This is a genomic window from Phenylobacterium sp. (assembly GCF_020253645.1).
Classification (GTDB): Bacteria; Pseudomonadota; Alphaproteobacteria; order Caulobacterales; family Caulobacteraceae; genus Phenylobacterium.
In genome coordinates this window covers 1-8,490 of the sequence record NZ_JADCBG010000206.1, presented here as the reverse complement: position 1 = coordinate 8,490, position 8,490 = coordinate 1, and the positions used below count along the sequence as shown (strand labels likewise).

The 8,490-nt window shown below is 70.0% G+C and carries 10 protein-coding genes and 1 pseudogene; 10 read left to right on the top strand and 1 reads right to left on the bottom strand.

Going from position 1 to position 8,490, the window contains the following annotated elements:
• The 3 genes from INE98_RS13585 to INE98_RS13575 all read left to right on the top strand — a co-directional run.
• The coding region (locus INE98_RS13585) for a PhzF family phenazine biosynthesis protein (protein WP_293539583.1) at positions 1-281 on the top strand (281 nt) is incomplete at its 5' end.
• Positions 282-307: 26 nt separating this feature from the next.
• The gene (locus INE98_RS13580; RefSeq protein WP_293539582.1) at positions 308-1,183 is read left to right on the top strand and encodes a UTP--glucose-1-phosphate uridylyltransferase; all 876 of its coding nucleotides are present in this window, start codon (positions 308-310) and stop codon (positions 1,181-1,183) included.
• A complete protein-coding gene (locus INE98_RS13575) occupies positions 1,180-2,022 on the top strand; it encodes an SDR family NAD(P)-dependent oxidoreductase (RefSeq protein ID WP_293539580.1) in 843 nt (280 codons plus the stop codon). Before INE98_RS13580 ends, INE98_RS13575 begins: the two co-directional genes overlap by 4 nt.
• Here the strand turns inward: INE98_RS13575 and INE98_RS13570 are convergent, their stop codons facing one another.
• Positions 2,023-2,769 (bottom strand): alpha/beta hydrolase, encoded by a 747-nt coding sequence (locus INE98_RS13570; RefSeq protein ID WP_293539578.1) that lies wholly within the window; start codon positions 2,767-2,769, stop codon positions 2,023-2,025.
• Positions 2,770-2,814: 45 nt separating this feature from the next.
• On the opposite strand from INE98_RS13570, the gene INE98_RS13565 reads away from it, so the two are divergent.
• The 7 genes and pseudogenes from INE98_RS13565 to INE98_RS13540 all read left to right on the top strand — a co-directional run bounded on the left by INE98_RS13565 (position 2,815) and on the right by INE98_RS13540 (position 8,340).
• Positions 2,815-3,987, top strand: a complete 1,173-nt coding sequence (locus tag INE98_RS13565) for a glycosyltransferase family 4 protein (RefSeq protein WP_293539576.1) — start codon at positions 2,815-2,817, stop codon at positions 3,985-3,987.
• The gene (locus tag INE98_RS13560) at positions 3,984-4,955 is read left to right on the top strand and encodes a glycosyltransferase family 9 protein (RefSeq protein WP_293539575.1); all 972 of its coding nucleotides are present in this window, start codon (positions 3,984-3,986) and stop codon (positions 4,953-4,955) included. Before INE98_RS13565 ends, INE98_RS13560 begins: the two co-directional genes overlap by 4 nt.
• 98 nt (positions 4,956-5,053) lie before the next feature.
• A complete protein-coding gene (gene infC, locus INE98_RS13555) occupies positions 5,054-5,575 on the top strand; it encodes a translation initiation factor IF-3 (RefSeq protein WP_293515718.1) in 522 nt (173 codons plus the stop codon).
• Positions 5,576-5,653: 78 nt separating this feature from the next.
• Positions 5,654-6,865: an MFS transporter gene (locus tag INE98_RS13550; RefSeq protein ID WP_293539573.1), complete on the top strand. Its 1,212-nt coding sequence runs from the start codon at positions 5,654-5,656 to the stop codon at positions 6,863-6,865.
• Between the two features lie 84 nt (positions 6,866-6,949).
• Positions 6,950-7,180 (top strand): annotated as a pseudogene (locus INE98_RS14595) (BrnT family toxin); the annotation flags it as partial.
• 22 nt (positions 7,181-7,202) lie between these two features.
• On the top strand, positions 7,203-7,475 hold the full coding sequence (locus INE98_RS13545) for a BrnA antitoxin family protein (protein ID WP_293539571.1): 273 nt from the start codon (positions 7,203-7,205) through the stop codon (positions 7,473-7,475).
• A 58-nt stretch (positions 7,476-7,533) separates the two neighbouring features.
• Positions 7,534-8,340 (top strand): hypothetical protein, encoded by an 807-nt coding sequence (locus INE98_RS13540; RefSeq protein WP_293539570.1) that lies wholly within the window; start codon positions 7,534-7,536, stop codon positions 8,338-8,340.
• The last annotated feature ends 150 nt before the right edge of the window (positions 8,341-8,490 follow it).

Here is an 8,490-nt window from a genome sequence, read left to right as displayed (position 1 = left end):
TGGGGGTGGCGGCCCTGCATCCGCCGGGCGGGCCAGCGGCGCTGGAGGTCCGGGCCTTCTTCGGCGACGGGGCCCTGGTGGAGGATCCCGTAACGGGCAGCCTGAACGCCGGCCTCGCCCAGTGGCTGATCGGCGCCGGGCGCCTGCCGCCGCGCTATGTGGCCAGCCAGGGCGCGGCGCTCCGCCGGGCGGGCCGGATCACCGTCTCGGCGGAGGCCGGCGGAACCTGGATCGGCGGCCAGGCCGTGATCGTTCTGGAAGGAACCGCCGCCCTCGACTAAGGGAGGGACCGGAAACGGAGGCGTCCATGTCAGGCAAGGTGCGCAAGGCGGTGCTGCCGGTGGCGGGGCTGGGCACGCGGGTGCTGCCCGGCGCCAAGGTCACGCCCAAGGAAATGCTGAACGTCGTCGACCGGCCGATCCTGTCCTACATCATCGAGGAGGGCCGGGCGGCGGGCATCGAGCACTTCGTCTTCGTCACCGGCCGCGGCAAGGGCGCCATCGAGGACTATTTCGACCACCACGTCGAACTCGAGGCCCAGCTGGAGGCCAAGGGCAAGCTCGACGTCCTGGCCGACATCCGCCGCGACCTGCCGAAGCCGGGCGAGATGAGCTTTGTGCGCCAGATGGCGCCCCTGGGCCTGGGTCACGCCGTCTGGTGCGCCCGGGACATCATCGGCGACGAGCCCTTCGCCGTCATGCTGCCGGACATGCTGATGATGGCCGAGCCCGCCGCCCTGGCCCAGGCGACGGCGGCCTTCGACCGGGTCGGCGGCAACATCGTCGTCGTCGAGCCGGCGCCGGAGGGCCAGGCCCACAAGTACGGCATCGTCGCCCTCGACGGACAGAAGGGCCGCCTAAACCGAATGACCGGTATGGTCGAGAAGCCTGCGCCGGGGACCGAGCCGTCCAATCTTTTCATTTCCGGTAGGTACGTCCTCCAGCCCGAGATCTTCGATCGGCTCGCCAAGCACCGGAAGGGCGCCGGCGGCGAGATCCAGCTGACCGACGCCATGGCCGACCTGATGGCCGACCAGGTCTTCCACGCCCTGGAATACGACGGCATCACCTATGACTGCGGCGACAAGCTGGGCCTCCTGCGGGCGAACGTCGCCTACGCCCTGAAGCGGCCCGACCTGGCCGAGGGGGCCCGGGGGATGCTGAAGGACCTTCTGGGGGCGTGAGGCTCCTCGTCTTCGGCTTCGGCTACTCCGCCCGCGCCCTGGCTGCGCGGACGGCGGGTGACGTGCACGTCACCGCGACGGTGCGGACCCCCCTGCCAGCCCCCTGGCGCGACGCCGTCGAGACGGTCCCGGCCGGCGATGGCGACGCCCTGGCGACGGTCCTGAGACGCAGCGACGCCCTCCTCGTGACCGCCGCCCCCGACCCGGAGACCGGCCTCTGCCCAGGCTTCGAAGCCCTGGCCCCGCACCTCGCCTCCGGGTCCGGACCGGGCTGGATCGGCTACCTCTCGACCACCGGCGTCTACGGCGACCGAGGCGGCGGATGGGTGCGCGAGACCAGCGAACTGCGGCCGGCCTCGGAGACCGCACGGCGCCGCGTGGCGGCCGAAGCGGCCTGGGCGGGGACGGGCCGGCCGCTGGCGATCTTCAGGCTTCCGGGCATCTACGGCCCCGGCCGCTCGGCCCTGGACCGGGTGCGCGAGGGGTCCGCCCGCCGGATGACGGCGCCGGGGCAGGTGTTCAGCCGCATCCATGTGGACGACCTGGCCGACGGCCTCGCCGCCGCCCTGGCCCGGCCGGACCGGACCGGCGTCTTCAACCTCTGCGACGATGAGCCCGCGCCGGCCGCCGACGTCACCCTGGAGGCCTGCCGCCTGCTGGGCGTCGAGCCGCCGCCGGAAACGCCCCTGGACCTGGACGCCCTGACCCCCGCCGCCCGACGCTTCTGGGCCGAGAGCAAGCGGGTCTCCAACGCCCGGGCCAAGGCGGCCCTCGGCTGGCGCCCCGCCCACCCCACCTATCGCGAGGGCCTGGCGGCCATCCTCGCCGCCGGCGGCTAGCTATCCGCAGAGCTCGTCCACGAAGGCCAGCAGCCGTTCGATATCCTGCGGGCGGGACAGGCGGTGGTCGCCGTCGCGGACCAGGCTGAAGACCTGGTCCCGGGCCGACAGGGCCTCGGCCAGGGCCAGGGCGTGGCGCCAGGGAACGTCAGGGTCCGCGCCGCCCTGCAGGATCCGCACGGGCAGATCGATCCCCACCGGCCCGGGCAGGAGGCTCCAGTCCCCCGCCTCGTCAAGGAAACGGCGGGTGATGGGATAGGGGTCGCCATACTCCGAGGGGCGCATCCAGACCCCGTCCCGGGCCAGGGCGGCGCGGTCGGCGTCGGTCATCTCCGGGACCATCAGGGCCTGGGGGAAGTCGGCGGCGGGGGCGACGAGGACCAGGCCCCTGACCCGCTCCGGCCGGGCCAGGGCGCAGAGGCAGGCCAGCCAGCCGCCCATGGAAGAGCCCACGAGGACCAGGTCGCCGGTCGTGAGGGTATCGATCATCGCCAGGGCGTCGGCCCGCCAGGACCCGATGGTCCCATCGGTGAAGGCGCCGCCCGACTCCCCGTGGCCCGAGTAGTCGAAGCGCAGGAAGGCCCGGCCGGCGGCGAGGGCCTGGTCGGCCAGGGCCTGGGCCTTGGTCCCGGTCATGTCCGACTTGAAGCCACCCAGCCAGACCACGGTGGGGCCGCGCCCCGCGACGGCCCGCCAGGCCAGGGGAACCCCCGCCTCGCGCTCCAGGTGTCCGGATGTCTCCTGCATGACCCCTGCATAGCGCCGGGCGCCGGCCTGCGCTATCAGGACGCAGTGAGCCTTCCTCCGAACTTCACCCTCCTGCAGGTGGTCCCCGAACTGGAGACCGGCGGCGCCGAGCAGACGACGCTGGACGTCGCCCGCGCCGTGGTCGCCGCAGGCGGCCGGGCCCTGGTGGCGAGCGCGGGCGGCCGCATGGAGGCGGCCCTCGCGGCGGCGGGAGGCGAGCTGGTCCGTCTGCCCATGCAGAGCAAGAATCCCCTGGTCATGCTGCAGAGCGCCCGGGCCCTGCGCCGGGTCATCCGTGAGCGGAGGGTCAGCCTGGTCCACGTGCGCTCACGGGCGCCGGCCTTCCCGGCCCTGTGGGCGGCGAGGGCGGAAGGCGTGCCGACCGTGGCCACCTACCACGGCATCTACCTGGCGAAAGGCCCGCTGAAGCGCTGGTACAACGCCGTCATGACCCGGGTGGACCGGGTGATCGCCAACTCCGAATACACGCGAGACCATGTCCTGACCGAGCACGGGATCGCGCCCGAGAAGGTCGTCTCCATCCCTCGGGGCGTGGACCTGGAGCGCTTCGACCCCGTCCGCGTGGCCCCGGAACGCGTCGCAGCCCTCAGGGGCGCCTGGGGCCTGCCGGATGGGAGCGAGGGGTCCCTGGTCTTCCTGCTGGCCGGCCGCCTGACCCCGATCAAGGGGCATGAGACCATCATCGCCGCTGCAGCCCGCCTCAAGGGCGAGGGGCGGGACCTGCGGGTCATCTTCGCGGGCGACGACCAGGGCCGGACGGCCTTCCGCCAGTCCCTCGAGGCCAGGGTGCGCGAGGCGGGGCTGGAGGGCCGGGTGCGACTGGTCGGGCACTGCGACGACATGCCGGCGGCCTTCCTGGCGGCGGACGTCGCCCTCTTGCCCACCCTGGTCCCGGAGTCCTTCGGCCGGGCGGCCGTGGAGCCCCAGGTCATGGGCCGGCCGGTCATCGCCTCGGACCACGGGGGGACGACCGAGACGGTCCTGCCCGGCCAGACGGGGTGGCTGGCGCCGCCCGGCGAGACTCAGGCCTGGGCCCGCGCCATGGCCGAGGCGCAGGACCTTGGGGGAGAAAAGCTTCGCCGGCTCGGACAGTCCGCTCGCGACCGCGCTGTGAAACTGTACTCGAACGACGCCATGTGCGCTGCGACCCTGTCGGTGTATGAGCAGGTCCTGGACGCGCGGAAGGGCGGGACATGAGCCACGAGATCCGCAGGGTTCTGGTGATCAAGCTGTCGGCCCTCGGCGACTTCGTGTTGGCCCTGGCGGCGATGAAGCGGATACGGGAGGCCCATCCCAAGGCGCACCTCACCCTGCTGACCACCCCGCCCTTCGAGGCCCTCGCCCGGGCCTGCCCCTATTTCGACGAGGTGGATGCGGGCGGCAAGCCGGAGGGCGTCGGCGAGTGGATGGCCCTCCGCCGGCGGTTGAAGGCCGGACGCTTTGACCGGGTCTATGATCTCCAGACCTCCGCCGCCTCCGCCCGCCTTTTTCTCCTGCTCTGGCCCTTCCCCCCGGCCTGGTCGGGCGTGGCCTTTGGCTGCGCCCTGCCGCACCGAACGCCCGGCAAGGACCTGATGCACACCCTGGAGCGCCAGGCCGACCAGCTGAAGTCGGCGGGAATCTGGCCAGACGCCCCGACCGGGCCCTTCTCTGCGCCGCCGCCCGACCTGTCCTGGATCGGCAGCGCCGGGCGGGACCGGAGGCGGCGCTCCGATCGGCCGTTCATCATGCTGATACCCGGCGGCTCGGCCCACCGGCCGGACAAGAGATGGCCGGCCGAAGGCTATGGCCGGCTCGCCCGGCGGCTTCACGCCAGGGGGTACGACATCGTCGTGATCGGCGGCCCCCAGGAAAGCGCCCTCGCCAGGGAGATCCAGAGAAACCTTCCCCAGGCGAGAGACCTGACCGGAAGGACCGATTTTGCGACCATCGCCCTGCTGGGGGCCGAGACCGCCCTGGTGGTGGGCAACGACACCGGACCGCTCCATCTGGCGTCAGCCGCGGGAGCCCCGACCGTGGCCCTCTTCTCCCGCGCCTCGGACCCGGGCCTGTCGGCGCCCCGGGGACATGTGATCGTCATCCAGACCGACGACCTGGCGGGGCTGGACCCGCTGACGGTCGAGCGCGCGGCGATCAGCCTCCTGCCCCTGGAAGGCAGCGCTTGATCGCAGGGGCCCAGGGGGTCATATATCGACATGCGCCGGGCTCCGTCCCGCGCGTCCCGCCGAAACAGACTGAGGAGCAAAAGCCTATTCGCCGGCCCATGCAGGCGCCGCCCGTCAAAGACGGTCCGCGCATCAACGAAGACATCCGAGTCCCCCGGGTCCTGCTGATCGATCAGCATGGCGAGAAGCAGGGGGTGATGCCCACCTCTTCCGCACTGGAGGCCGCCGAGGAAGCCGGGCTTGACCTGGTCGAGATCGTTCCGAACGCCGACCCGCCCGTCTGCAAGATTCTGGACTACGGCAAGTTCAAGTTCCAGGAGCAGAAAAAGAAGAACGAGGCCCGCAAGCGCCAGAAGGTCGTGGAGATCAAGGAGATCAAGCTGCGGCCGAACATCGACACCCATGACTATGAGGTCAAGGCGCGGTCCATGCACCGGTTCTTCGGTGAAGGCGACAAGGTGAAGGTCACCCTCCGGTTCCGCGGACGTGAGCTCGCCCACCCGGAGCTGGGCATGAAGCTGCTCCAGCAGGTGAAGGCCGACTTCGAGCCGGTGGCCAAGGTCGAGTACGAGCCCCGCATGGAGGGCCGCCAGATGATCATGATCCTGGCGCCCAAGTAGGATTTTCGACCGGGCGGCGCCGGATTTCGTCGCCGCCCGCCCTTGCCCCCCCCGCGCCGCGGCCGTAACAGACGCCGCATGTCGGAGGCCGCCCGCCAGACCAAGCCTGCGTCGCCTTATGCGGCGATCGCCCTGACGGCGGTGATCTTCATCAACCTGCTGGGCTTCGGGATCATCATCCCGCTGCTGCCCTTCTACGCCAAGTCCTTCGACGCCCCGGCCTGGCAGATCGCCCTGATCTTCTCGGCCTACTCGATCGGCGCCTTCTTCGGCGAGCCGCTCTGGGGCCGGCTGTCCGACCGCTTCGGGCGCAAGCCGATCCTGATCCTGACCATCACGGGCAACTGCCTGTGCTACCTGGCCCTGGCCTTTGCACCCAACATCGTGGCCGCCTTCCTGATCCGCCTGGTCGGTGGCCTGGCCTCCGGGAACGGCGCCGTCATCCAGGGCTATCTGGCCGATGTCACCCCGCCGGAGCAGCTGACCCGGCAGATGTCCTACCAGGGCGCGGCCTGGAATGTGGGCATGATCGTGGGGCCCTCGCTCGGCGGCCTCCTGGCCAACCCGGACGCCGGGCCGGAGGGCTTCCGCCTGCCCCTCTTCGTCGCCTCGGCGCTGGCAGGCGCCTGCGTGCTGGCGATCCTGATCGTCATCCGGGAGAGCAACCACCGCCGGGAGGTGGAGTCCCGCAGGGTCCGGCTGCTGTCCGGTCTCAAGGACATGGTGGAGAACCCGGTCCTCGGCCGCCTGATGCTGCTGTCCTTCATCGTCGGGTTCGCCTTCACCGGGATCGAGTCGATCTTCGGGCTCTGGGCCAACGAGCGGATGGGTTGGACCCCCCGGGAGATCGGCGTCTGCTTCGCCTTCGTGGGGGTCTCGGCGGCGATCTCCCAGATGTTCCTGACCGGTCCGCTGTCGGAGCGCTTCGGTGAAGGCCGGATGCTGGCGGTGGGGATGGGGATGACCGTCCTGGGCTCCGGGCTCCTTGTGGTCGCGCCAAGCGCCGTGACGACCACCGCTCTGATGTGCCTGACCGCCGTCGGCCAGTCCGTGGCCTTCCCCAATGTGGCGTCGATGATCTCCCGGACCGCAGATCCCCACCGGCAGGGCCAGATCCAGGGTCTGAACAACGCCTGTGGCGCCCTGTCCCGGGTGGCCGGGCCATTCTGCGCCGGACTGGTGTTCCCGGTGAACATCAATGCGCCCTTCGTGCTCGGCGCAGCACTGGTGGCGCCGGCGATCTTCCTCGCCCTTTCCGCGAGCCGGCGGGCGCCCCCCCTGCCCCGATAGCGGGACGCCGGAAAAACGCCCCAATGCCCGTCCTGTCTTTGGCGCGGAAGGTTGACAGACATTTTTTGTATGCACATAAAATAAATGGATATCGAGTTCGATCCGGCGAAGAGCGAACGGAACCGGCGTGAGCGCGGCTTTGGCTTTGAAGACGCCGACGGGTTCGATTTCACCACGGCGCTGATCTGGGTCGACAGCCGACGCGCCTACCCCGAGACGCGCTACGCCGCCTTGGGATTCGTGCAAGGCCGGCTACACGCCCTGGTGTTCATGGAAACAAAGGCGGGGATTCGTGTGATCAGCTTCCGGAAGGCCAATGCAAGGGAGATCAGACTTCATGCCCGCCACCGATGGAGCCTCCCGGCCCGACGCCGACAATCCGGAGTGGACCGAGGCCATGGCCGCCGCCGCCGTGAGGCTCGAGGCCCTTCCCGAAGGCCTGCAGCGAAAGCTCCGCGGACGCCCGAGAGCGGCGGTCACCAAGCAGAGGACCACGCTCCGACTTTCACGCGAAGTCCTCGAACAGTTCCGGGCCACAGGCCCCGGCTGGCAGACCCGGATCGACATCGCGCTGAAGGACTGGCTGGAGGGTCGGGGGCGTCTGGGTTAACGTCGGTTCTGGCCTCTGGGTATGAACCAGCAGCCTGAAGAACTGACGGTGAAGAGCCATGCCGCTAACCGCTGTGCAGTCCGCCTTGCTCGCAGCCATCGAGCAGACGCTCTGGAACGATCCCCGGATCGACGGCCTTTGGCTTTCAGGCAGCCTTGGGCAGGGCGGCGGCGACGACTACAGCGACGTTGACGTCATCGCGCGCGTTGGCGATCCGCCAGCAAGCCGGATCGGGCGGGAGTATGCCGAGCGGGCTGACGAGATCGTCCCTGTCGTACTGGTCAATCTTCTGTTCGGCGACCGTGTCCTTAACGTCGTTACCCGGACATGGGAGAGGTTTGACATCCTCTTTCTCGAGCCGCCAGAACTGCAAATGTACGACTCCGCCCGGCTGACCCAGATCTTCAACCGCGGAGCCTCCGGACCGCCGATGCAGGTTCGGATTGACTATCAGCCGTCGCCTGAGACGATCCTCAAGATCGTTAATGAGTTCCTGCGGGTCCTCGGGCTCTTCCCGGTCGCCGTGGGTCGCGGGGAGTGGCTGTTGGCGCAGGCTGGCATGGAACTCCTTCGGCGCCTGACAATCGACCTGATGCTTGAGGAGAATCGCCTCTCTACCGCTGATCGCGGAGGCGCCCTGCATCTCAACACGCTCCTGACCACCGAACAGCGTCAGGCACTCGAGGGCCTCCCTGCCGTCACTGCCGACCGGGACAGCGCCTTTGCCGGCAATCGGGCCGTGGCGGCTCTGTTCCTGCCCCGAGCACGGCGACTTGCCGCCGAGGTGGGCGCCGCTTGGCCAGACGCATTCGAGGCGGCGACCCGGGACCAGCTCAAGCTTCGCATTGGCTTCTCGCTGCCCTGAGCGGCTTGTCCAACCCCAAAGCTGGATCCGCTGGGGCTTGCCCCGGCGGCCCTTCTGGCGTAATGACCCGCCCCTTCGGAGCCGCCTGGCCAAAGGCATGCCAGGGCGGCTCATCAATACGCCAGAGGACGGGGCCGGAAGGTTCCGACG